Annotated in this window: 22 protein-coding genes and 2 tRNA genes; 10 read left to right on the top strand and 14 right to left on the bottom strand. The window is 62.9% G+C overall.

The genetic code is table 11. The features are described from left to right. Genes NO934_RS03245 through NO934_RS03260 form a run of 4 tightly spaced genes read right to left on the bottom strand, consistent with a single transcriptional unit; the run spans position 1 to position 4215 of the window. Positions 1-315 carry a hypothetical protein gene (locus tag NO934_RS03245; RefSeq protein WP_309162240.1) on the bottom strand — a complete coding sequence of 105 codons (315 nt, stop codon included), beginning with the start codon at positions 313-315 and terminating at the stop codon, positions 1-3. Between the two features lie 36 nt (positions 316-351). Continuing rightward, positions 352-1209: a polysaccharide deacetylase family protein gene (locus NO934_RS03250; protein WP_309162241.1), complete on the bottom strand. Its 858-nt coding sequence runs from the start codon at positions 1207-1209 to the stop codon at positions 352-354. A gap of 9 nt (positions 1210-1218) precedes the next feature. Next, complete coding sequence (locus tag NO934_RS03255; protein ID WP_309162242.1) at positions 1219-3393, bottom strand: glycosyltransferase family 2 protein; 2175 nt, start codon at positions 3391-3393, stop codon at positions 1219-1221. 24 nt (positions 3394-3417) lie between these two features. After that, positions 3418-4215, bottom strand: coding sequence for a glycosyltransferase family 2 protein (locus NO934_RS03260; RefSeq protein WP_309162243.1), 798 nt, complete (start codon positions 4213-4215; stop codon positions 3418-3420). A gap of 423 nt (positions 4216-4638) precedes the next feature. Between NO934_RS03260 and NO934_RS03265 the strand changes: the two genes are divergently transcribed. From NO934_RS03265 to NO934_RS03285, 5 genes are all read left to right on the top strand, one after another. Further along, on the top strand, positions 4639-5316 hold the full coding sequence (locus NO934_RS03265) for a TetR/AcrR family transcriptional regulator (protein WP_309162244.1): 678 nt from the start codon (positions 4639-4641) through the stop codon (positions 5314-5316). Positions 5317-5351: 35 nt separating this feature from the next. Continuing rightward, positions 5352-6284, top strand: a complete 933-nt coding sequence (locus tag NO934_RS03270; protein ID WP_309162246.1) for a TAXI family TRAP transporter solute-binding subunit — start codon at positions 5352-5354, stop codon at positions 6282-6284. 77 nt (positions 6285-6361) lie between these two features. After that, entirely contained in the window at positions 6362-8308 is a 1947-nt protein-coding gene (locus NO934_RS03275; protein WP_309162248.1) for a TRAP transporter fused permease subunit, read from the top strand. Positions 8309-8398: 90 nt separating this feature from the next. Beyond that, entirely contained in the window at positions 8399-9271 is an 873-nt protein-coding gene (locus tag NO934_RS03280; RefSeq protein WP_309162249.1) for an amidohydrolase family protein, read from the top strand. 56 nt (positions 9272-9327) lie between these two features. After that, complete coding sequence (locus NO934_RS03285) at positions 9328-10521, top strand: LysR family transcriptional regulator (RefSeq protein WP_309162250.1); 1194 nt, start codon at positions 9328-9330, stop codon at positions 10519-10521. On the opposite strand, the gene NO934_RS03290 is transcribed toward NO934_RS03285, so the two are convergent. The 4 genes from NO934_RS03290 to NO934_RS03305 form a co-directional block, all read right to left on the bottom strand. Beyond that, on the bottom strand, positions 10518-11573 hold the full coding sequence (locus NO934_RS03290) for a 4-oxalomesaconate tautomerase (protein ID WP_309162251.1): 1056 nt from the start codon (positions 11571-11573) through the stop codon (positions 10518-10520). The two genes, NO934_RS03285 and NO934_RS03290, sit on opposite strands and share 4 nt — an antisense overlap. Next, positions 11566-12237 (bottom strand): 4-carboxy-4-hydroxy-2-oxoadipate aldolase/oxaloacetate decarboxylase, encoded by a 672-nt coding sequence (locus NO934_RS03295; protein WP_309162252.1) that lies wholly within the window; start codon positions 12235-12237, stop codon positions 11566-11568. The genes NO934_RS03290 and NO934_RS03295 overlap by 8 nt, the downstream gene beginning before the upstream one ends. Next, a complete protein-coding gene (locus NO934_RS03300; RefSeq protein WP_309162253.1) occupies positions 12237-12965 on the bottom strand; it encodes a PIG-L deacetylase family protein in 729 nt (242 codons plus the stop codon). The genes NO934_RS03295 and NO934_RS03300 overlap by 1 nt, the downstream gene beginning before the upstream one ends. Before the next feature lie 224 nt (positions 12966-13189). Next, a tRNA-Gln gene (locus tag NO934_RS03305) sits at positions 13190-13264 on the bottom strand. A 144-nt stretch (positions 13265-13408) separates the two neighbouring features. Here NO934_RS03305 and NO934_RS03310 point away from each other — a divergent pair. Beyond that, positions 13409-13485 (top strand) — tRNA-Pro (locus tag NO934_RS03310). Between the two features lie 121 nt (positions 13486-13606). Continuing rightward, positions 13607-13939 (top strand): hypothetical protein, encoded by a 333-nt coding sequence (locus NO934_RS03315; protein WP_309162254.1) that lies wholly within the window; start codon positions 13607-13609, stop codon positions 13937-13939. 30 nt (positions 13940-13969) lie between these two features. On the opposite strand, the gene NO934_RS03320 is transcribed toward NO934_RS03315, so the two are convergent. The 3 genes from NO934_RS03320 to NO934_RS03330 form a co-directional block, all read right to left on the bottom strand. Next, complete coding sequence (locus NO934_RS03320; protein ID WP_309162255.1) at positions 13970-15310, bottom strand: NAD(P)/FAD-dependent oxidoreductase; 1341 nt, start codon at positions 15308-15310, stop codon at positions 13970-13972. Continuing rightward, entirely contained in the window at positions 15307-15477 is a 171-nt protein-coding gene (locus tag NO934_RS03325; protein ID WP_309162256.1) for a hypothetical protein, read from the bottom strand. The genes NO934_RS03320 and NO934_RS03325 overlap by 4 nt, the downstream gene beginning before the upstream one ends. Before the next feature lie 121 nt (positions 15478-15598). Continuing rightward, complete coding sequence (locus NO934_RS03330; protein WP_309162257.1) at positions 15599-16213, bottom strand: biotin transporter BioY; 615 nt, start codon at positions 16211-16213, stop codon at positions 15599-15601. Positions 16214-16281: 68 nt separating this feature from the next. On the opposite strand from NO934_RS03330, the gene NO934_RS03335 reads away from it, so the two are divergent. Further along, positions 16282-17193: an MBL fold metallo-hydrolase gene (locus NO934_RS03335; RefSeq protein ID WP_309162258.1), complete on the top strand. Its 912-nt coding sequence runs from the start codon at positions 16282-16284 to the stop codon at positions 17191-17193. On the opposite strand, the gene NO934_RS03340 is transcribed toward NO934_RS03335, so the two are convergent. Both NO934_RS03340 and pdxH read right to left on the bottom strand, forming a co-directional pair. After that, complete coding sequence (locus NO934_RS03340; RefSeq protein ID WP_309162260.1) at positions 17161-17970, bottom strand: DUF1499 domain-containing protein; 810 nt, start codon at positions 17968-17970, stop codon at positions 17161-17163. The genes NO934_RS03335 and NO934_RS03340 overlap by 33 nt on opposite strands. 3 nt (positions 17971-17973) lie before the next feature. Continuing rightward, a complete protein-coding gene (gene pdxH / locus NO934_RS03345) occupies positions 17974-18600 on the bottom strand; it encodes a pyridoxamine 5'-phosphate oxidase (RefSeq protein WP_309162262.1) in 627 nt (208 codons plus the stop codon). A gap of 154 nt (positions 18601-18754) precedes the next feature. Between pdxH and NO934_RS03350 the strand changes: the two genes are divergently transcribed. Continuing rightward, the gene (locus NO934_RS03350) at positions 18755-19708 is read left to right on the top strand and encodes a J domain-containing protein (protein ID WP_309162263.1); all 954 of its coding nucleotides are present in this window, start codon (positions 18755-18757) and stop codon (positions 19706-19708) included. On the opposite strand, the gene NO934_RS03355 is transcribed toward NO934_RS03350, so the two are convergent. Further along, complete coding sequence (locus tag NO934_RS03355; RefSeq protein WP_309162264.1) at positions 19705-20652, bottom strand: L-threonylcarbamoyladenylate synthase; 948 nt, start codon at positions 20650-20652, stop codon at positions 19705-19707. The two genes, NO934_RS03350 and NO934_RS03355, sit on opposite strands and share 4 nt — an antisense overlap. Before the next feature lie 59 nt (positions 20653-20711). Here NO934_RS03355 and NO934_RS03360 point away from each other — a divergent pair, with 59 nt between their 5' ends. Beyond that, on the top strand, positions 20712-21665 hold the full coding sequence (locus NO934_RS03360) for a histone deacetylase family protein (RefSeq protein ID WP_309162267.1): 954 nt from the start codon (positions 20712-20714) through the stop codon (positions 21663-21665). Positions 21666-21667 lie beyond the last annotated feature (2 nt).

Below are 21667 nucleotides of genomic sequence, written 5' to 3' on the forward strand. Positions count from 1 at the left end.
TTATCGCCTTCCCGGCAGGCGGGCGAGACGTTCGCGGACCATCGAGGCAAACGAGGTGCGTTCCGGCTTGGTGTCGACCAGGACGACGAGCATTTCTTCCCCACTCCGGTCGCGGCCGTTGGACATGCGCTGGACAAGCCCGTCGATCTCGGACTTCAAACGCGCAAGTTCATCATGCAGTTTCGCTTCGCGCTCCTGCGTCTGGGATTGATCCGGCGCAGCCTTCAATTCGGCGAGTTGGCGCTCGGTCCGCTCCCATGACTGGACCAGCTCCTGCCACTCTTCAAAGACCGCATCATTGAAAATCTTGGCCACGGATCGCCACTTGAGGGTCGTGTCATCGCGACATGGTTATACAGCAGATATCAGATCCGCAAAAGTGTGCGCGTGGGGATGGGTGCAAAGCAGCAATGGAAGGTATGCCGCCGGTCTGGCAAGGCCTTGTATCCGCCGCACCAGGCGCCAGGCGCGGATGGGGAGGCTGTCGCTTGGGGGCGCGTAACCGATTTCCTGCCCGCGCAGCATTCTTTCAAGTGCCGGCTGGTCGATGCGTTCGGTCATGATGATCCTGGCAAGAGCATAGGGATCTTCCTCCCGCCGGCTCAGGGCATGGGCAACCCGGCAGGCGGAAGAAAAGCCCGCCTGGGCGACGATCTCGCGAACCGCCTGCGTGTAATATCCGTGGGGATAGGCGAAACTCCTGGGCATCGAACCCAGCCAATCGCCAAGCAGATCCCGACTGGTCAGCACTTCGCGGGAAGCGGCCGCGGGATCGAGCAGGTCCAATTGCGGATGAGTATGGCTGTGCGCCCCGCATTCGATGCCTGAACGGGCAAGGGCCTGTATATCGGACTTGGCCAGCATCGGGCGGTCACCTTCCCCGAGCCCGGCAAGCCAGCGGGCGGTTTCACCCACATAGCCGGTGGTGACGAACAGGGTTGCCGGCACCCCCAGCCGCTCGAGAACAGGCACGGCACCGGACAGGAAATCTGCAAGGCCGTCGTCGAACGTGACGACAGCGAGACGATGCCCGTAAAGGCCTCCATTCCGCCTGATATGGGCCAGCTCCCTGATGGTGACAAATCGATAACCGAGCGAGCGAACGGCCCTGAGCTGGCTTTCCAGCCGATCAGGCGTAACCATCCAGCGCCGATAGCCCGCCGAACAGTCGTTTCCAATGCTGTGGTACATCAGGATCGGGACTGTCACTGATCCTCCTCAAGCACTGCGTTGCGACATCAGGGGCGGTTGACGTTCGCGGCCTGCACGCCGGGCCACGGCGCGGCGGCTACGGAAATAGGCGGCAAATCCCGCGACCATTCCCCGGCGCTCGGCCCATTTGAGAGCCGATGGGTAATCCGAAGGCAGTCGCGCATTCTTGGACGATCCGGGTCCCAGGATGTGGACGAGGGCAGCGGGAAGCCCGAGTGCATAAGCCAGTGCCGAAGAGGGGTGATCGAACAGGGTCTTGGTGAGATACGCGCCCAAGCCTACTCCATAGCCATAAGCCTGCCCTGCAATACCCTCCTCGGTGCGCCGATGATGGTGCCAGACGATGGCTCCCGGTTCGTAGGCGAGTTGGAATCCCGCAAGGATCGTCGCGGTGAAGGCGGCCAGGTCATCGCCTCCACGCGCCAACGTCCCCGCGCCCAATGCCGGGTCAAAACCGCCAATGGCATCGAGCGCAGCCCGGGAAAACGCCATGTTGGCTCCCGAACCGAAAGCACCTGGGGCATAGGGAAAGAGGCTTCCCTTGGGACGGTTGAACTCGAGATCGAAAAGCCTGGGGGTGAAGCCCTTGTTGAAGCCCCCATGCGCCTCGGTCCACCACTGGGCGCGGGTTTCGAGTTCGGCCGGCAGGATCAGGCCGGTCACGCATCCGATGCGCGCATCGCGGGCAAAGGCGTTGCCGATGACAGCGAGCCAGTTGCGATCGACGAGAACATCGTCATCTGTGAACGCCAAGATCTCGGTCCGGGCTCCGGCGATCCCCCGGTTATGCGCCAAGCCGAGCCCCGGATTGGCTTCGTGCCTGTAGCAAATATTGGTCCCCGCATATCTCTGCGCGATCAACTCCCGGGTTGCGCTGCTCGCCGGGGCGCTATCGACCACATGAATCTCGAACTGGCGATAGGCCTGGACCAGCAGGCTATCGAGACATCTCGCCAGCATCTCGGGCCTGTCGCGGGTGGCGACGACGACGCGGGCGGTTGGCGGATGGAACAGGACTTTCGCCGGCTGGACCGAAGCCTCATCGCCAGCGCGCGCCTGCTGCAAGAGCACGGAAAACTCCCTTGCCTCGACGGGGCGGCCATGGGTAGCAAATTTCACGATGCCGAGCGGCCGGTCATGTTCACGCACGAGGCAGAAGGCACCTCCATAAATTCGCCCGTTTCCGGGGTCGTCAGACGCAAGCTCGCCGATCGGTTCGGCAAGGTCGAACTGGGTGACCTTGATGGGGGCAAAAGGGGGTGCTTCCGCTTCAGCTTTGCTCCGCGTTCGGCGCGGGAGAGCATAGGCCGTGGCGGTGATGGCAAATCCCGCGATGATGGCGCCGGCCCGGAGAAATCCGTCCCACCCGCCGGCCAATCCCTTGAGGACGCCCGCGGGCAGGACGCGCCTGACGTAACGGGTTTCGGTCTTCAAGCCCTGGCCACCGCCCAGCCGAGCAGCAAGAAGCGCTTTCGAGCGTCCTTCCGCACGGCACCGCTTGACAAAATAGCGCCAGCTCACGCGCTCGGGATCGATCCGGTGCCTGACGCGGACGGCGGGATCATAAAGTATGCGGCTCAACGGAAATGCCGACTGGGCCCGGATACAAAGTTCGGTTTCCTCGCATCCGCCGCCATCGGCACCGATACGTCCCAAGGTTTCGGAAAAACCGCCGCAAACGTCGAATACCACCCGGCGAAAGGACATGTTGCATCCGATGAGATTTCGCACCGAAGCCGCCGTCTTGGGCTGGCCGCGATAGCTGCAGCCCACGACCCAGTCGAATTCCTCCGGCCACCAATTGGGGCGCCCACCTGGCCAAACCGGCTCGATGTAGCCGCCGACGGCCAAAACATCGCGGGTACGATAGATTTCAAGAAGCTTTTCAAGCCAATCGGGGGCGGCCCGCGCGTCATCGTCGATAAAGGCAATGATGTCGCCGGTGGCCGCCGCGACGCCGCAATTGCGCGCGCCGGACAAGCCTTGGGGGCCGGTATTGGAGATCACCCGGACATTGGTGTCATCGGACGCCAGGGCGTCCGCCACTGTCTGGTTGTGATCGACAACGACGATAATCTCATGGGCGGGGCGCGTCTGGGTCTGAACCGATGCCAACGCATCGCGCATAAGAGGCAGCCTGGAAGTTGAGTGGGTGCAGATGACGACTGAAACCTTCTCCATTTCAGACATCCCCGGGCCCAGCAGTCAGTTCTGTTGAGACTTTGCGACGTCCAGGCCTGGCAGTTCCCTTTGCGGCCGGCCGCTCAACCGCATGATGGTTGTCAGCACACGCCATCCATCCGGTATTGTACGCAGGTTGCTTTTGCCGTGGATGCGCCGCTGCTCGGTGCTGGCGACCTCGGTGATCTTGAGATTGGAGAGCAGCGCCTGAACGTTCATGCTGGTTTCGATCTCGAAGCCCACGGCATCATCAAGCGACATGCGGTCGAGAACGTCGCGCCAGAAGGCGGCGTAGCCATAGCAAAGATCGGAAAAATTCCCGCCGAACCGCAGGGATACGAGCTTTACGAGCCCCCAATTGCCCAACCGCCGGTACCACTCCATGTCCAGCGTGCCACCACCTTGCAAAAAGCGAGAGCCCTTGACGAAATCTGCGCCCGAAAGCAGCGCGCCGACGAAGGCCGGTATCTCGCGGGGATCGGTGGAGCCATCCGCGTCGAGCATCACGATGATTTCGCCTCTTGCGGCGCGAAAGCCCGACATCAGCGCAGCCCCCTTGCCGGGCCTGTCCTGCCCTACAATAACGATGTCTGGCATCAATCGCTGCGCGACGGCGACGGTGTCATCTTGCGAGTTTCCATCCACCAGAACGACCTCATCCACCCAACCGGGAATGAGCGGCAAGACATGCGGCAAATTCCTTGCCTCGTTCATCGCAGGAATAACTACAGAAATTACAGGCGTGTTCCTGTGTTTCTTCCTAATGAAGCCAGGATCTGCAGAATTCCTTTTTTGAATACGGTGATCCAGCTCGATCTTCATTTGAGCCCCTCAGGCAGTCATGTAGAACAGAACAATACTCTTAAGCTTACTACTCGAAGAGCGCGCTCAGCACACCGCGACGGCGGGCGATTCCATAACAGCCGAGATCGCAGAAGTTAGTTACGTGCACCAGAAATACAGGTGAAAACTAATTTAATATATATAGCAAATGTAAGTAAATATGTTTCTCGATTTAGCTCGTTAGCAGTATATATATACATTTATATGCTCTCTGCCGCCCAGACCGATCCGTCACCTCGCATTTCCGATGAAAACTTGTGACACGGGATGTGAGGCATGAAGAGCCTGCCGCCGCCATATCCCCCTTGCCCCGCTTCTTCCCGCCTGTGGCCGCTGCAACATCACGGTTGACTCTCCGGTTCGATTTGTACATTTGTACAAATAAATCGTACGAATGTACGAATGGAGGAAGCCTTGTCTCGAGCCAATGTGCGTGAAGCGCTGCTTTCCGCTGCGGTCCGGCTGTTTTCGTCGAACGGCTACAATGCCGTTTCAATGCGCGAGATCGCCAAGGCCGCCGATGCCAATGTCGGCAGTCTCACCTACCATTTCGGTTCGAAGGCCGTGCTGCTGCGCGAGATCTATCAGCGCCACACCGAACCGATGAACCACCGGCGTATGGAATTGCTGGGCGAAGCCCGCCGCATTCAGGATGCCGATGAGCGCCTCATGGCGATCCTTCGCGCCTATGTGATCCCGGCCTTTTCCTCCTCATCGGACTTCGACGGCGGCGGGGCGGATTTCACCCGCATGCGAGCCGTCCTTTCGGCGGAAGGCAACGAAGATGCCCGCACGATCATCGCCGGTGCCTTCGACACCACCAGCCGCGCCTTTCTCGATGCCATTGCCGAGTGCCTTCCCGATGCCGATCGCGAGGGCCTTGTCTGGCGCAGCCAGTTTCTGCTCGGAGCGCTCTATTACGCCCTGATCAACCCCGAACGCGTCACCCGCCTTTCAGATGGCGCGGTGGACGGAAACGACCGCGAAGCGGCGGTCAACCAGATCGTGGAAGCCAGCTTTGCCAGCTTCCGCGCTCTGGCCAAGCACGGCCACGACCAGAAATCGGGCCACGCGGCATAATGCCACCATCATTGAACTTGGGAGGTTCTCCTAAAATGCAGTTAGTCAAAATGCTCGCGGGCGTCGGGCTCACGCTTGGCCTGATGGCCACGCCCACCCTCGCCCAGGAACGTATTTCCATCGGCACCGGGGGCACCGGCGGGCTGTTTTACATCATCGGGGCCGGCATGGCCGAGGTGATCAACCAGAACATGGAAAACGCCACGGCGCGCGCCGAAGTGACCGGGGCTTCGGTCGAAAACATCCGCCGCGTGACCGCCGACCAGATGACCTTCGGCTTCTCCTCGTCTTCGACGCTCTATGAAGCGAGCGTGGGCGAAGGTCCGTTCGAAGAACCCCTGCCCGTCGCTGCCATGGCCTATCTCTACCCGGCCGTGCTCCAGATCGCGACGACTGCCGACACCGGCATCGAAACCATGGCGGACCTCGCCGGCAAGCGCGTCAATATGGGCCCTCCGGGCTCCAACTCGGCCGTGCTGATGCAGCGCCTGATGGAAGCCTATGGCGTTTTCGATCCGGCCAACGCGCAGTTCCTCTCCTACACCGAAGGCACGGCTGCGCTCATGAACGGCCAGCTCGACGCCACCGTGGTGCTGGCCGGTGCCCCGACCGCGGCCCTGATCGATCTGGGCTCCCAGCGCGACATGAAGCTGATCCCGATCGAGGAGGAAGCCGTCGGCGGAATGCTGGCGGAATTCCCCTTCTATCAGGTCTACGAGATGCCGGCGGGCACCTATGAGGACCAGTCCGAACCGGTGCTGGTGATCAACGATCCCGCGACGCTCTTTACCAGCCAGTTCGCGACCGACGAACAGGTCTACGCCATCACCAAGGCACTGTTCGACAATCTCGACCAGCTCGCGCAGGTCCACCCCGAGGCGGCCAATATCAGCGTTGAAACCGCGGTCAACACGCCGATCCCGCTTCATCAGGGCGCTCAGCTCTATTTCGACGAGCTGGCACAGTAATTCCGCCACTCAATCGCGCTTGCGAAGGGCAAAAGCGGTGCGCCGCTTTTGCCTGAATCTCACCGGGAGTAACATCCATGTCGTTCCTGTCCGACGTCCACAACAAGCTCGCGCTGCCGAAAGAGCATGGAACAGGGAAAGAAGCGGCGATCGTTTCCTTCCTATACGCCGTGCTCGCGGTGGGCGTAACGGCGCTGGTCATTCACGGCGCCTATTTCGGGAGCATCACGGCGCTGATCCTGCGCGCCACGTTCTTTTCACTGGCCGCTTCGGCCGGCCTGTTGGCTGCGGCATTGCAGATCCGATCCGCCCCTGGACGCGCCGCGCTCTACCTGCTTGCGCTCATCGCGCTGATTCCGGGTCCGCATCTGTGGACCTCCTATTACGACATCATCATGCGCGGCGCGATGTCGACGCCCATAGACCAGTACATCTTCCTCGGGCTGCTCGCGGTCACCCTCGTCCTCGTGCGCAAGACGCTGGGCTGGGCCCTGCTGATCCTTTCGGTCGTGGCACTGATCTACGCCTATTTCGGCTATGTCATCCCCGGCAAATACGGCCATGGCGGTTATGACCTCGCCCGCCTGACCTCGACGCTGTTCCTTTCCACCGAAGGCTTCTTCGGCGTGCCGATGGGCGTTGCCGTCGAATACATCTTCCTTTTCGCCCTTCTCGGCATGATCCTGATGAAAATGGGCACCGGCGAGGTGTTCGTTAACATCGCGCGCGGGCTGACCGGACGCGTGCAGGGTGGCCCTGGGCTTTCTGCCGCCGTTTCGAGCACGTTGATGGGGACCATCAACGGCAGCGCAGTCGCCAATGTGGTGACCACGGGCACGTTCACCATTCCGCTCATGAAACGGGTGGGGTATTCGGCCAAGCTGGCTGGCGCGATCGAAGCCGCGGCCTCTTCAGCGGGACAGATCCTGCCACCGGTAATGGGCGCCGCCGCGTTCCTCATGGCCGAGATCATCGGCGTGCCCTATTCGACCATCGCGCTCGCCGCCCTGGTGCCGGGGCTGCTTTACGTCTTCGCGCTGCTTATCGCGGTGCGGCTCGAGGCGGGCAAGCTGAACCTGGCGCGGGATACGGCTGGGGGCATGGCATTCCTTTGGGAAACGCTCAAGACCCGCGGCTATCTGTTGGTCCCGCTAATCGGCATCATCGTGCTGATGAGCCTGGGCATGACGCCGACCCGCGCCGCAGTGTTCTGCATCGTGCTGGCGCTGGCGATCAGCCCCTGGCGCAAGGATACGCGGCTGGGCCCGATCGGCCTGGTGCTGGTGTGCCGCGATACGCTGATCTCGACCGTTCCCATCATCGCCGCCGTTGCCGCCGCGGGAATCGTTATCGGCGTGCTCAACCTCACGGGCCTGGGGCTGATGCTCTCGAGCCTGATCCTCGAGGTCGGCGCGGGCAATATCTGGCTGATCCTGATCCTCACTGCCCTGGCCTCGTTCGTTCTGGGCATGGGCCTGCCGACCTCGGCCGCCTATCTGCTGCTGGCCGTATTGATCGCGCCGGCGCTCACCCAGCTCGGCCTGCCTGCGATCTCGGCCCATATGTTCATCTTCTACTTCGGGCTCGTTTCGGCCATCACCCCGCCCGTGGCGCTGGCCGCCTATGCCGCCGCCTCGATTTCGGGCGCCGGAGCCAACGAGACGGCAGCGGAATCGATCAGGCTGGGGTTCGTCAAACTTCTCGTGCCGTTCCTGTTCGTGACCATGCCGGGCATATTGATGATCGGCACGCCGGTCCAGATCACGCTCGGAATGGTGTTCGCCACGATTGCCGTGGGCGTGCTTTCGGTGGCGTTCGCGGGCTGGATGGTGCGGCCGATGAGCTGGCTCGAACGGGGCCTGCTGATCGCGGGCGCGCTGCTGGTGTGCTGGCCGACCCCGGTCGATGCCACCGATCCGGTGACGGTAGGCGCGCGGGTCATCGGGGTCGTGTTCGTGGCAGTGACGATGTTCCGCATGGTCACCGCCACTCCGCGCCCGGCGGCGCAAGCCCAGGTCAACTAAGCGAGTTCAAGTCGCGTTTTTAGAGCAGCAAGGCGGTTCCTGGTCAATGCGACCGGGAACCGGCCGTGCCAGACTATCGAGAAAGAGCCTATGTCGCAAAATCTTCCTCCCCACCCCAACCCCAAAAAGCCCGACCTCGTTCTTCCCGAGGGCGCGTGCGATGCCCATTGCCATGTGTTCGGGCCGGGCAACGTATTCCCCTATTCGGATGCGGCGACCTATCGCCCCGAAGACGCGCCCAAGGAAAAACTGTTCGCGCTGCACCGGCATCTGGGCCTGTCGCGCTCGGTGATCGTGCAGGCCAGCTGCCACGGCACCGACAACCGCGCCATGGTCGATGCGCTCCTGGCGGGTGGCGGCGCCTATCGCGGCATCGCCATGGTCGAGCGGGATGTTAGCGAGGAGGAATTGCGGGCGCTCCACCAAGCGGGTGTGCGCGGGGTTCGGTTCAACTTCGTGGCCCATCTGGGAGAAGCGGCCGACAAGGACGCGGTTCGCGAAATCGTCGCCAAGATCAAGCCGCTCGGCTGGCACATCGTCGTCCACTTCGATTCTCACTGGCTCGAAGATCTCGCCCCCTTTCTCGAGGAACTCGATATCGTGACCGTGATCGACCATATGGGGCGGGTCGATGCCAGCGCAGGCGTGGAACAGCAGGCCTTCCAGTTGCTGCTCCAGCTCATGGAAGACGAGCGTTTCTGGGTGAAAGTTTGCGGCTCCGAACGCATCTCCCGCGCGGGACCGCCATTCCACGACGCAGCCGAATATGGCCGCCTGCTGGTCGAGAAATTTCCCGATCGCGTCCTTTGGGGCACCGATTGGCCGCATCCCAATATCAAAAAGAACATGCCCGATGATGGCGAGCTGGTCGACCTGCTCAAGATCATCGCACCCGGCGCCGACAAACTCGAGGCGCTGCTCGTCACTAACCCGACGCGGCTTTACTGGCCCGAAACTCTGTGACAGCGTGAGGGGCGGGTGCGCCCGCCCCCTCTTTCCAAGAAAGCCTGGCAAACACATTGGTCATTCCGGAGCTGAACCTGCGGCATCTGAGGCTGATGCTGACCGTTGCGCAAACCGGCTCGATCACCACCGCCGCCTCGCGATGCAATATCAGCCAGCCGGCCGCGACCCACGCGCTCAAGAAGCTTGAGGCCGGTTTCGGCCAGCCGCTTTTCGACCGCACCACAAAAGGTATTTTCCCCACGCCGAGCGGCGCCATCCTGACTGCCCGCATCGAGCGGGCTTTGGGGCTGCTCGATGCTGCGGCGATCCCCTTGGGCGCGCGCCTCCACCTTACGGCGAGCACGGCGCGTCTCAAGGCCTTGATCGAACTGACCCATAGCCAGAATTTCAGCCTGGCTGCCCGCAACCTAGGCATTACGCAACCTACCGTGCACCGGGCCATAACCCAGTTCGAACAGGAACTGGGCCGTCCGCTGTTTCGGCGCACGCAGTTCGGGGTTGTTCCAACGCGCGTGGGACATCAACTCGCGCAGGCTGCGCAATTGGCCTTTGCCGAGTTGGCCCAGGCGCAAATGGAGCTTGAAGAGGCGGGAGGGAACGCTCGCCTTACTATCACGATCGGCGGCATGCCGCTTTCGCGGGCTTTTCTGCTGCCCAAAGCCATGGCCCAGTTCCAGCGTCGATACCCTCAGGTCAATTTCAGGATCGTGGAGGGCCCGTACGAAACGCTACTCGGGGGGCTATTGCGGGCAGAGATCGATCTGCTGCTCGGCGCGTTGCGGACCCCGCCCCCGGTTACCGATATCGTCCAGGAGCATCTCTTTGAGGACGAGGTGGTCGTCGTCTCCGGGCCTGGTCACCCGCTCGCCGGGGAAGTCGCTCCCGATTTGCGCCAAGCGCTGGACTTTCCCTGGGTGATCCCCTTTTCGGGCACGCCGGCGCGCCGGCACTTCGATGCACAGATCGAACGCGCTGGCCTTCCACCGCCCTTCACCATGGTCGAAACCAGTTCGATGATCCTGATGCGGGAACTGCTCCATCAAGGACCCTATCTTGGCGTCGTTTCGCGCCTTCAGGCGATCGGTGAAATCGAAAACGGTCTGATGACCGCCCTGCCGATCGCCATCGAAGACAGCCGGCGCGCCATCGGGCTTACGATGCGCAGCAATTGGCGCCCGACGCCCATGCAGAGGCAATTCCTCGATTCCGTGCGTGGACAGTTCGGCCACCGGACGCCAACGGGTTAGAATACGTAGCCATCCATAAGCTTGCGCGCCGTGCGCAGAACGCCAGCAGATGCGAGTTCACCGCTCCCGTCGAGCCGGGCGATCACCGTGAATTCCCCTGTGGGATGCTCCACCGAAATCGACTTGTCGGCCCCAGGTTCGATCTTGCCGTATCTGGCGGCGGGGCCACTCGGCAGCAGACACGCGCTGGCGACGCTGACGGCGGCCAAGACGCCGATCGCGTCGTGGCATTTATGGGGAATGAAGCTGCGGGTCGAGATCGCGCCGCCGTTGGCCGCCGGGCTCACCAGGGTCATCTTGGGCACAGACTTCTCCGAGACATTGCCCAGATTCATCATCGGCCCGACGGCCAGGCGGATCTCTTCAAGCCGCGCCTTCAATGTCTGGTCGGCATCGAGCTCCGCCGGCGTCTCGGTGCCGCTGATGCCGAAATCGGCGGCATCGAGGATCACGCAGGGCATGCCGTTGTCGATCAGCGTTAGCTCGACGCCATTGACGGTATCGACCGCATTGCCCGTCGGCAGAAGGGCGCCACAACTTGAGCCTGCCGTATCCTCGAAGACGATCGGAACGGGCGCCGCAGTGCCGGGCACCCCATCGATCCGGGCTTCACCGGCATAGTCGACGACGCCGCCGGGGGTGGACACGGTGGCCGTCGCGATCTGACCGGTGTTTTCCATGAAGATGCGAACATCCGTGGTGCCATCGGCGGCCGCAACCAAGCCGCGTTCGATGGCGAACGGGCCGACCCCGGCAAGAATGTTGCCGCAGTTCTGCGCATCGGTGACGATTGCCTTGTCGACGAACACCTGCAGGAAGAGGTAATCGACATCGACCCCGTCCCGGGTCGAGGGCTTGACCACCGCCACCTTGGAGGTGAGCGGATTAGCTCCGCCCATGCCGTCGATCTGGCGCGGATCGGGCGAGCCCATGATCCGAAGCAGCAACGCGTCGCGGACCGCGGGATCGGCGGGCAGATCCGAGGCGAGAAAATAGCCGCCCTTGGAAGTTCCGCCCCGCATCCACATGACGCGCGTACCGGCCTTAGACATATTTGAGACCCTTTTGCTCAAGGCGCTCGCGCATGCCGTAGATATCGAGGCCTAGCTCACCGGCCGCCAGGCGCTTGCGCTTGGCCTCCTCGTTCTCGACGCGTTTGCGGGAGGCTTCGAGCACTTGCGCCGCTTCCTCCCGGCGCACCACGCAAACCCCGTCGTCATCGGCCACGATAACGTCGCCCGGATTGATATAGGCCCCAGCGCAGACGATCGGCACGTTCACCGATCCGAGTGTTTCCTTGACGGTGCCCTGGGCGAAGATCGCCTTGGACCAGACCGGGAACTTCATGGCGGCGAGATCGGCCACGTCACGCACGCCGGCATCGATGATCAGACCTCTACACCCCCTGGCCAGCGCGGAGGTCGCCAGAAGATCGCCGAAATAGCCGGCGTCGGATGGCGAGGTGGGTGCGAGCACCAGAATGTCCCCGTCCTTGATCTGCTCGATGGCCACATGAACCATCCAGTTGTCGCAAGGGGGTGCGGAAATCGTGACCGCAGAAGCGGCAAGCCGGGCGCCCGAATAAATCGGCCGCATATAGGCCGCCAAAAGCCCCTTGCGCCCCTGCGCTTCATGCACGGTGGCAACGCCGCATTCGGCCAGTCCGGCGATGATCGCGGGATCGGCCCGCTCGATGTTCTGGACGACGACGCTCATCAAAGTTCATCCACGGTGCGGGGAAAGATCGACTGGAAGCCTTCCGCATACTGGGCCTTGCGGCCCCCCGACTGACCACCGGAATTGCGCATGAAATGATTGGCGCGATTCTGCGCCACGTTCTCATAATAGCGCCAGAGGTGTTCCTGGCCCTGCATGCACTGAATCGCCGCCCATTTCTTGTCCCAGACAGGGGTGATGTCGAGGAAGGTATCGGGCTTCCATTCCATCTGCTCGGTCTGGTGCGGCTCGAACAGGTAGACCTGGGGCGCGCCCAGGATCTTCTCACCCGGATTGTGCCCCCAGGCCTGGGCGATGGCGCGGCATTCCAAGGTCCACTGCGACACATACATGTGGTCGGTGTTGTAGGGGTCGTATTTGGAATGCGTCATCATGAAGCTGGGCTGGACAGCGCGCATGACGCCCACCAGCCGGTCCTTGGCTTCACGGGTCATTTCCAGCGGATAGTCGCCCAGGTCGAAGAACTCGATGTCGTGAACGTCGAGCGCCTTGGCCGCGTTTTCAGCTTCCTTGCGGCGCTCGGACTTCACGACGTCGAGGGTCATGCCCTCGTTCTTCCAGAGCTTGGCGCTCTCCCCCCGTTCGCCATAGGAAAGGCAAACCACGGTGACATTATAGCCAAGCGAAGCATGCAGTGCGATCGCACCACCGCAACGCCACACGAAATCGGCCGAATGCGCGGAAACAACTAAAGCGGTTTTGTTCATCTCTTCTCGTACCCTGTACCTGCATCGATCGGCAGGCGGCGGGGCGCCTGCGCAAAAGTTCAGACAGCAAGCTAGGGAAGCGCGCGGGAATGGGAAAATAGAATCGCGTCGCGCACCCATAAGTTCCGGCTATAGGGGAAGAAGCGACCACTTCGCGCCATAGACGCCAACGACCCTATCCCTGGGCGGGATGTGCGGGGAGATGATTTGGCTCTTGGAAAGGTTGGCTGGGGCGGCAGGATTCGAACCTGCGAATGTCGGTACCAAAAACCGATGCCTTACCACTTGGCGACGCCCCAAAAGCGGGTTGGTCCTACACTGTTTGCCCGTGCGCCGCAACACTGTCGAACGGGCTTGAACAGGCGCACGACGCACTATATAACGCCCCGAAACGACGGCAACGTGCCGGGCGACTTTCGCCTGGCATCTGCCGACGACGATATCGGAGTATAGCGCAGCCTGGTAGCGCACCTCGTTCGGGACGAGGGGGTCGGGTGTTCGAATCACCCTACTCCGACCACTTCAGACCCGGCTTCGGACAACCGAAGCCGGGTTTTGTTTTTCCCTCTTCGCAGCCTTCAGACGACGCGTTAGAATAGCCGGCGCTCCCGGACCGGGAGTTATGGGGGGAACATTCGAAAATGAAGAGATTGCTTGCAGGTGCGGTCGCGCTGGCCGTCGCCTCAACGGCTGCGACGGCATGGGCTCAGAGCTATGACCGCCGGGTCCAGATCGTCAACGCCACATCCGAAACGATGATGTATTTCTATGCTTCGACGGTGGATGCGCCGACCTGGGAAGAAGACATCCTGGGCGATTCGGTGCTCCCAGCCGGCAATTCGGTGGTCATGAACATCGATGATGGCAGCGGCTATTGCCGCTATGATTTCAGAGCGGTTTTTGCCGACGGTACCGAAGCGATCCAAGCCGGCGTCAATGTCTGCGAGGTCGCGACCTTCACCTTTCACGAATGAGGCAATGGCGCGGAGCTCCGCGCCAAACCATCATTGCTGGACGTTGGCGACCGTCTTGTCCAACTCCTCATCGATAGCCTTGCGGCTGTCGATCGACTGGGTCGTGGCAGCCTCCGGGCCGGTGATGAGGCGCGCGCCCTTGGCGTAGGTGATCCAGGCCCAGAGCCAGTTGACCAGCACGTTGATCCGGTTACGGAATCCCACGAGATAGGCGATATGGACCGCGCCCCACATCATCCAGGCCGGAAAGCCGGTGAGTTCGAACCTGCCGAATTTGCCCACCGCGGCCGAACGGCCGATGGTGGCCATGGTGCCCCAGTCGCGATAGCGGAACGGGCCTTGCGGTGAGCGGCCCTGGCGGGCACGGATGATCGACTCGGCGACATATTTGCCCTGCTGCTTGGCGACGGGCGCGAGGGCGGGAAGCCGCTTGCCGTCGGCGTCATGGGCGGTGGCGGCATCGCCAATGACATAGACGCCCGGCAGGCCGGGAACCTGCAGGTCCGCGCCCACGCTGACGGTGCCGTTCTTTTCCGTACCGACACCGAGCCATTTGCCGACCGGTGTGGCCTCCACCCCCGCGCACCAGAAGACGTTGGAGGTGGCGATGAAGGTTTCGCCCGCCATGACACCTTCTTCGTCGATCTTCTTGACCGGCGAATTGGTGAGGACCTCGACGCCCAGATCGGTCAGCTTACGCTCGGTATAGGCACCCAAATGCTTGGGATAAGCGCCCAGCAGGCCGCCAACCGCCTCGACCAGCACGACGCGGGCAGCGCGGGGGTCGATATTGGTGAAATCGCGGGCAAGGGTCGCCTTGGCCAACTCGGCCAGCGCGCCAGCGGTTTCAACGCCGGTGGGACCGCCCCCGATCACCACGAACGTCATCAGCCTTTCGCGCAAAGCCGGATCGTTTGTGGTTTCGGCACGCTCGAAAGCGAGCAGCACGCGGCGGCGGATGTTGACGGCATCGTCAATGGATTTGAGCGCGGGGGCAAAGGACGCCCACTCGTCCTCATGGCCGAAATAGGTGTATTTCGAGCCTGTGGCGACGATCAGCGCGCTATAGGGGATCTCATCGCCGCCCACGCAATGGACGATCTTTCTATCGGTATCGATATCGCCCACTTCCTGCATCATGATCTCGATGGCGCGCCCCTTGCCCGGCGAGAGGACCGAGCGGATGGGCACGGCGATTTCGGCCGGGGAGAGCATGGCCGTCGCGACCTGGTAGAGCAGCGGCTGGAAGAGGTGGTGGTTGCGCTTGTCGATCAGCGTTATCGGCACACCGGCACGGGCGAGGGTCTTGGCCGCGCTCAGGCCGCCAAAGCCTGCTCCGACGATGACAACGCGGCGTTGGTCGTCACTCAATTCTTACTCTGGTCCTTATGGTATATTTCGTGAGCACCATGCTCGGCAGCATCTTTCTGCCGCGGCGTGGCTTTCGACGATTTGTATGCCCCGTAGGCAATCGCGATGCCGAGGATGATGGCACCGCCGAGAACCGCGAACAACCAGGGATAGGGAAAGGGATCCATTTTTTTCTCCTGTAACCGTCATTTGCCTGTTGCAAATTCAACGGGGAGAACCCTGACCCGGTTGCAAAAACAAAAAGGGCCGGTCGCCCGACCGGCCCCCGGAAAAAATTGGTGCTGGTGCTTATTTGCGTTCGAGCAGGGCCCAGCCGCCGACCACGGTCAACGCCGCAAAGGCCATCTTGACGATATCCCAGACGACGAACGGCTCGATGGCGCCCTTATAGGCGGACAGCACGACATTGCTCTGGTCAATCCAGCCCGCTTGACCAGAAAGCGCCAGAAGCCACAAGAAACCGGCGACGAGGCTCAACATGGCGGCACCGGTCATCACCAGGAACAGAGGGACAACCTTACGAGAAAGGCCCTTGTCAGCGGCATAACCGATGATAGCAGCCATGGGCAGCCAGCTCAGGATGAACCCGCCGGTGGGGCCCATCAGATAGGGCAGTCCGGCGCCGGCACCAGCAAAGACGGGAAGCCCGGCAAGGCCCTGGACGAGGTAGAGCGCAACGGTGGCCACGCCCAGGCGTGCACCCAGCGCGGCGGCAAGAGCCGCAACGGCCATAGCCTGAAGGGTGACCGGCACAGGCCAGACTGGTACGTTGATCTTGGCCGAAATGGTGAGCAGCACCGAACCCAGGAAGGCAACCGCAACCGCCGAGACCAGGCGTGCGGCTTGCGAGCGGGGCTGGTAAAGGCCGAGAAGCGTGTTGGAAGTGGCGAAAGTCGTGGCCATAACTTGTCCCTTTGCGTTAAAGCCGAAGCAAGAAACCTTTGTTCTAGCCAGACATGCGAGCGTGCGCAATGCCCGCCTCCCCGCCCTATTCGACCGACTTTGACCCCCAGACGGGCGAACCGGTGACGATAGCGCCCGGACTGGTGAGGGTGACGGCACCCAATGCGAGCCCCTATACCTTTACCGGCACCAACAGCTTTCTGATCGGCCACAATGCGGTTGCCGTTCTCGATCCCGGCCCTGATGACCCCGTTCACCTTTCGGCGTTGCTCGAAGCCATCGATGGAAGGGCCGTGTTGGCGGTGATTCTCACCCATACACACCGCGACCATAGCGGCCTGGCGCGGCGGCTGATGGCCAAAACCGGGGCGCCGCTCTGGTCGGGCGGGCCGCACCGGCTGTCGCGGCCGCTCAAGCGGTTGGAGTTCAATCCCTTTGGCCGCTCCGGGGATTTCGCGCTGGTGCCCGATCGGACACTTGCCGATGGCGAGGTGATCGAGATCGACGGTATCGGCTACGAGGTCGTGGCGACGCCCGGCCATTGCGCCAACCATCTGGCCTTTGCGGCACAAGGCGGAAGCCATCTGTTGGTGGGCGACCACGTCATGGGGTGGAATTCGACCGTCGTGGCGACGCCCGACGGGGATCTGAGCGACTATCTTTCCTCGCTGGATCGGGTGATAGCGCTGCCGCAGACGCGATATGTGCCGGCCCATGGCGGGGAAATCGCCGACGGGCCTGGTTTTGCCCGCGCACTCAAGGCGCACCGGCTGATGCGGAATGGGCAGTTGCTCGACGTCCTGCGGCGAGGGCCGACGACGCTATCTGCGGCGACGCGGGCGATTTATCCGGCGCTCAAGGGCAAGCTGGCGATCGCGGCGCGGCGGACACTGCTTTCACACGCCGAATATCTCGAAAGACGCGGCGAAATCCTGCTCGAGCGCGGGCTATTGGGCACCCGTCTCGCCCTCAGGCACTAGTCCGGGATCGACCGGCGCGGCCTCGGTTTCGGCCATGTTGTTCTGGATGTGAACCGAGACAGCATCATCGAGCGCGAGAAGAAAGCTCTCGATGGCGCGGCCATTGTCGCCCAGATCGTGCAGCACGGGATCGACCGAGGCGGCCCGCAGGTCGATGAGCGCACCGATCGGGTTGGGCACCACGCGAAAAGCGATCTCGTTTTCAAAGCCAAGAAGCGACCGGCGCAGGGCATTGAACTCACCGGCCTGCTCGGCGGTGGGCGGGGTTGAGGCGATCACCTCCCAGCCATTGGCGCGCGCCAGAGCCTTCCCAAGCGAGAACAGCGTTTGAGGCGGAATGCGGTAGATGCGGGTGATGAGATTGGGAAACGAGATCAGCACCGTCTCGGGATCGACCTGGGATTGACCAGGGTTGGCCATACGCAATTGCGGCGGATTGGACAGGGCGGTGGTGACGTCGGCGGTGGACGGGTAGAGCTCGGCCAGCGCCGCCGTGACCGCTGCGGGAGCCAGGCACAGAAGGCCCAGCGCAAACCCGACAGTCGCAGGCCCCCAGCCCCTGTCGCCGGTGAACCAGAGGCGGATATAGGCGGCAAGGCCCACGAGGAACGCGGCCGCCGCGCAGAGCGTCCCGATGATCAGGCTGATCTCGAACACGTCGGAAGCGACCTGACCGATAACATGAAGAGTGGTGGAAATAACGATCAGCGCGGTGGCAAAGAGCGCCAGGCGCCGGGCCCAGATGGCGAGCTTGGACGTGCGAACCAGAATGCGCATAGGCTAGGGATAAAGCCGCGTGCGGCCCCAGGGCGCATCGGGCGCCGGACGGGAGAAAAGAACCCGGTCATGCAGGCGGAAGGCCCCATCCTTCCAGAATTCGATTTGCAGGGGAATGATGCGGAAGCCTGACCAATGCGCCGGGCGATGGATATCGCCGTCCGAAAAGCGTTCGGTGAGGGCATCGACCCGGTCCACCAGCACCTGACGACTTTCGAGTGGGCGGGACTGGTCCGAGGCGTGAGCACCGATGCGCGATTGGGCCGGGCGCGTCGCGAAATAGGCATCGGCTTCGGCGGGCGGAACCTCTTGTGCGATGCCGCGCACGCGCACTTGGCGGCGCAGGCTCTTCCAGTGGAACAGGAGGGCGGCCCGGGGATGGGCGAGCAGTTCACGCCCCTTTGCCGATTCGAAATTGGTGAAGAACACAAAGCCCGCCAGGGAAAAGCCGTTCAGCAGGACCATGCGGATATCGGGCAAGCCGGCTTCATCGACGCTTGCGACGGCCATGGCGTTGGGATCGTTTATCTCGCTGGCCCGCGCCTCGTCGAGCCAGACAGGAAAGAGTTCCATGGGATCGATGTCACCCTTGTGGGCATCGTCAAAGAGCAGATCGGTCAGCGAGGCCATGACGGACAAATCCATCCCTTCTGGACAATAGCGGGGTGCGTGGCCATATAGAACGCAAACCTGCGGCGCTTCAACTGCCCGCAAATCATGGAATCGAAAGGACGTGGCGCCACCGGCCGACCGCCGGGGCGCCCTTTCAAGGTGACTTAAGCGAATGCGCGACCCTTACACAGTACTTGGGGTGCCAAAGAGCGCCAGCGAGAAGGAGATCAAGAGCGCCTATCGCAAGCTGGCCAAGACGCTGCACCCGGACCAGAACCCGAACGACAAGACGGCGCACGAAAAGTTCGCCGAAGTAACGGCCGCATACGACTTCCTGTCCGACAAGACCAAGCGCGGCCAGTATGACCGCGGCGAGATCGATGCCGACGGCAATCCGAAGTTCGCCGGGTTCGGCGGCTTCGACCCTTCAGGCATGCGCGGCGGACGGGCAGGCGCCAGTGCCGGGGGCTTTAATGCCGAGGATATTCTCAAGGAATTCATGAGCGGCTTCGGTGGCGCAAGGCGCTCAGCCGGCGGCAGCCATTTCAGCAGCGGAATGGGCGCGGGCGGTGCGGGATGGGACCCGTTCACCGGCTCGACGGGCGGCGGTGCGCCGGCGGGCGAAGACGTTGTCGTCAACCTCGCCGTTTCGCTTGAAGATGCCCACAAGGGTGGCTCGGTGCCTGTGACGCTGCCTTCGGGCAAAACGGTTTCGGTCAAGCTCCCCTCTCCCATCGAAGAAGGCCAGCAGGTCCGCCTGCGCGGCCAGGGACGCCCCTCCCCGCTCGGCGGACAGCCGGGCGACGCGCTGATCACCATCAAATTCGCCAAGCACAAGCAGTTCCGCCGCGACGGCAACGATCTGCGGGTCGATGTGCCGATCACGCTCTATGAGGCCGTGCTTGGGGCCAAGGTGCGTGTGCCCACGATCGACGGCGCGGTGGAACTGAACCTGCCCCCGGGCCCTGACACCGGCAAGGCGCTGCGGCTCAAGGGCAAGGGGCTGTTCGGCAAGGGCGATCTTTACGTCAACCTGCGGGTCGTCCTGCCCGAAGGCGGCGATCCCGACCTTGAGAGCCTGATGCGGTTCTGGCGCGACCAGAAGCCTTATAAGGTCCGCGATTAGCCGCGCGGCGCGGCGGCGCGTTCGAGCCTGTCGTTGATCGCTTCGCCCAAGCCGCTATGCGGGATGGGCGCCACGGCTATGGTTTTGGCGCCGGATGCATCGAGACGGGCGAGGAAAGCGAAAAGATTGCGCGCGGCTTCGCGCAGGTCGCCCTCTGGCGAGAGGTTGAGGAGTGGGCCATCATGGGCCGGAGCTTCACCGAATGCGAGATAGGCTTCGCCCGGAGACGGGGCATTGGCATCAAGCCGCAAGGCCGCGCCCGGGGCGTAGTGGCTTTTGAGCATGCCTGGCGCGGTGATGGCAGCGTCATGCGAGGCCTGGGCGACAGGCCTGCCGAGAGCCGCTTCGATATTCTCGCGTGGCATGGCCCCTGCCCTGAGCTGGGTCACTCTGTCGCCTTCGACCGCGAGGATCGTGGATTCAACCCCGCTGTAGCACGGGCCACCGTCCAGCACGGGAACCGCGCTACCGAAAGCGGCGCGCACGTGCTCGGCGGTGGTGGGGGAAAGCTTTCCCGAAGGATTGGCCGAGGGGCCGGCGACGGGACGTCCCAATCCGGCGATCAGATCGCGCGCCATGGGGTGTGCCGGAACGCGGAGCCCCACGGTATCGAGGCCGGCGGTCACGAGGTCGGAAAGGCCGCCGCCGGGTTTGACGGGCAAGACGAGCGTCAACGGGCCGGGCCAGAAGATCTCCGCGATCTCCCGCGCAAGGGGCGAGAACACGGCGTAGCGCTCGGCCATTTCCAGATCGGCGCAATGGCAGATCAGCGGGTTGAAGCGCGGGCGTCCCTTGGTCTCGTAGATCTTGAGCACGGCATCGGAATTGGTGGCGTCGGCGCCCAGACCATAGACCGTCTCGGTGGCGAAAGCACAGAGCTCCCCCGCGCGCAGCAATGCGGCGGCCTCCTGAACTGTCTGGGGATCGGTGCGTTCAATAGCCATCGAGGGTGTTTGACAAGCGGTCCGGGCCACGTCAAGAAGAGACGCTAGCCGAGGCCCAAATGACCACGCTTCTCATCAGCCAGACCAATGGCGCCGCGCACCTTACGCCCAAGGGCCATGCCGAACGCCAGGAGCGACTGGAGGCGGCGGCCAAGGCGCTGAGCCACCCGCGCTTTGCCGGACTTGCGCGCGAAGCGGCGCCTGCCGGCGATCTGGAACTGGCCGAGCTGGTGCACAGCCCCAAGGTGATGGACACCATCCGCGACATACGGCCCGCCGAAGGGATCGGGCAGATCGATGCCGACACCTTCGTTTCCGGCAAAAGCCTCGATGCCTCGGCCACCGCGCTGGGCGGGGTCTTGCGGGCGGTCGAGGGCGTGGTGCTGGGCGAGGCGGACAACGCGTTCGTGCTTTCCCGTCCGCCGGGACATCACGCCGAGCGCGAGCGCTCGATGGGGTTTTGCCTCGTCAACACCATCGCCATCGCAGCGCGGCAGGCGCAGCGGCTCTATGGGGCCGAGAGGATCGCCATCATCGATTTCGACGTGCATCACGGCAATGGGACGCAGGATATATTCGCGGACGATCCAAGCGTTTTCTATGCCTCCTCGCACCAGATGCCGCTTTACCCCTGGACCGGGGCGCCGCATGAAACCGGGGTCGGCAATATCGTCAACGCAGCGCTCGACGCGGGGACCGGGGGCGCCGAGATGCGCGCGGCCTACAAGGAGCGCATCCTGCCCGCGCTCGACAATTTCGCGCCGGACCTGATTCTGGTTTCCGCCGGGTTCGACGCCGAGCGCCGCGACCCGCTGGCCCAGCTCGAATGGGTGGGGAGCGACTATGCCTGGCTCACGGGAAAGTTGATGGACATTGCCGCCAAGCGCTGCTCAAACCGGATGGTCTCGATGCTCGAAGGCGGCTACGACCTGGGCGGGCTTGCCTCGGGGGTATCGGCGCATGTAGGCATGCTGCTGACCGGCGAAGCCGGACCCGAACACAACGAACACTAAGG

Origin of the sequence: Pelagibacterium sp. H642 (assembly GCF_031202855.1) — a bacterium.
Classification (GTDB): Bacteria; Pseudomonadota; Alphaproteobacteria; order Rhizobiales; family Devosiaceae; genus Pelagibacterium.

Bases quoted from the DNA above. Each gene is read 5' to 3' on its own strand.
- NO934_RS03255 (WP_309162242.1), bottom strand. From the start codon at position 3,393: ATGGAGAAGGTTTCAGTCGTCATCTGCACCCACTCAACTTCCAGGCTG.
- NO934_RS03260 (WP_309162243.1), bottom strand. From the start codon at position 4,215: ATGAAGATCGAGCTGGATCACCGTATTCAAAAAAGGAATTCTGCAGAT.
- NO934_RS03265 (WP_309162244.1), top strand. From the start codon at position 4,639: ATGGAGGAAGCCTTGTCTCGAGCCAATGTGCGTGAAGCGCTGCTTTCC.
- NO934_RS03270 (WP_309162246.1), top strand. From the start codon at position 5,352: ATGCAGTTAGTCAAAATGCTCGCGGGCGTCGGGCTCACGCTTGGCCTG.
- NO934_RS03275 (WP_309162248.1), top strand. From the start codon at position 6,362: ATGTCGTTCCTGTCCGACGTCCACAACAAGCTCGCGCTGCCGAAAGAG.
- NO934_RS03280 (WP_309162249.1), top strand. From the start codon at position 8,399: ATGTCGCAAAATCTTCCTCCCCACCCCAACCCCAAAAAGCCCGACCTC.
- NO934_RS03290 (WP_309162251.1), bottom strand. From the start codon at position 11,573: ATGTCTAAGGCCGGTACGCGCGTCATGTGGATGCGGGGCGGAACTTCC.
- NO934_RS03295 (WP_309162252.1), bottom strand. From the start codon at position 12,237: ATGAGCGTCGTCGTCCAGAACATCGAGCGGGCCGATCCCGCGATCATC.
- NO934_RS03300 (WP_309162253.1), bottom strand. From the start codon at position 12,965: ATGAACAAAACCGCTTTAGTTGTTTCCGCGCATTCGGCCGATTTCGTG.
- NO934_RS03315 (WP_309162254.1), top strand. From the start codon at position 13,607: ATGAAGAGATTGCTTGCAGGTGCGGTCGCGCTGGCCGTCGCCTCAACG.
- NO934_RS03325 (WP_309162256.1), bottom strand. From the start codon at position 15,477: ATGGATCCCTTTCCCTATCCCTGGTTGTTCGCGGTTCTCGGCGGTGCC.
- NO934_RS03330 (WP_309162257.1), bottom strand. From the start codon at position 16,213: ATGGCCACGACTTTCGCCACTTCCAACACGCTTCTCGGCCTTTACCAG.
- NO934_RS03335 (WP_309162258.1), top strand. From the start codon at position 16,282: ATGCCCGCCTCCCCGCCCTATTCGACCGACTTTGACCCCCAGACGGGC.
- NO934_RS03340 (WP_309162260.1), bottom strand. From the start codon at position 17,970: ATGCGCATTCTGGTTCGCACGTCCAAGCTCGCCATCTGGGCCCGGCGC.
- pdxH (WP_309162262.1), bottom strand. From the start codon at position 18,600: ATGGCCTCGCTGACCGATCTGCTCTTTGACGATGCCCACAAGGGTGAC.
- NO934_RS03350 (WP_309162263.1), top strand. From the start codon at position 18,755: ATGCGCGACCCTTACACAGTACTTGGGGTGCCAAAGAGCGCCAGCGAG.
- NO934_RS03355 (WP_309162264.1), bottom strand. From the start codon at position 20,652: ATGGCTATTGAACGCACCGATCCCCAGACAGTTCAGGAGGCCGCCGCA.
- NO934_RS03360 (WP_309162267.1), top strand. From the start codon at position 20,712: ATGACCACGCTTCTCATCAGCCAGACCAATGGCGCCGCGCACCTTACG.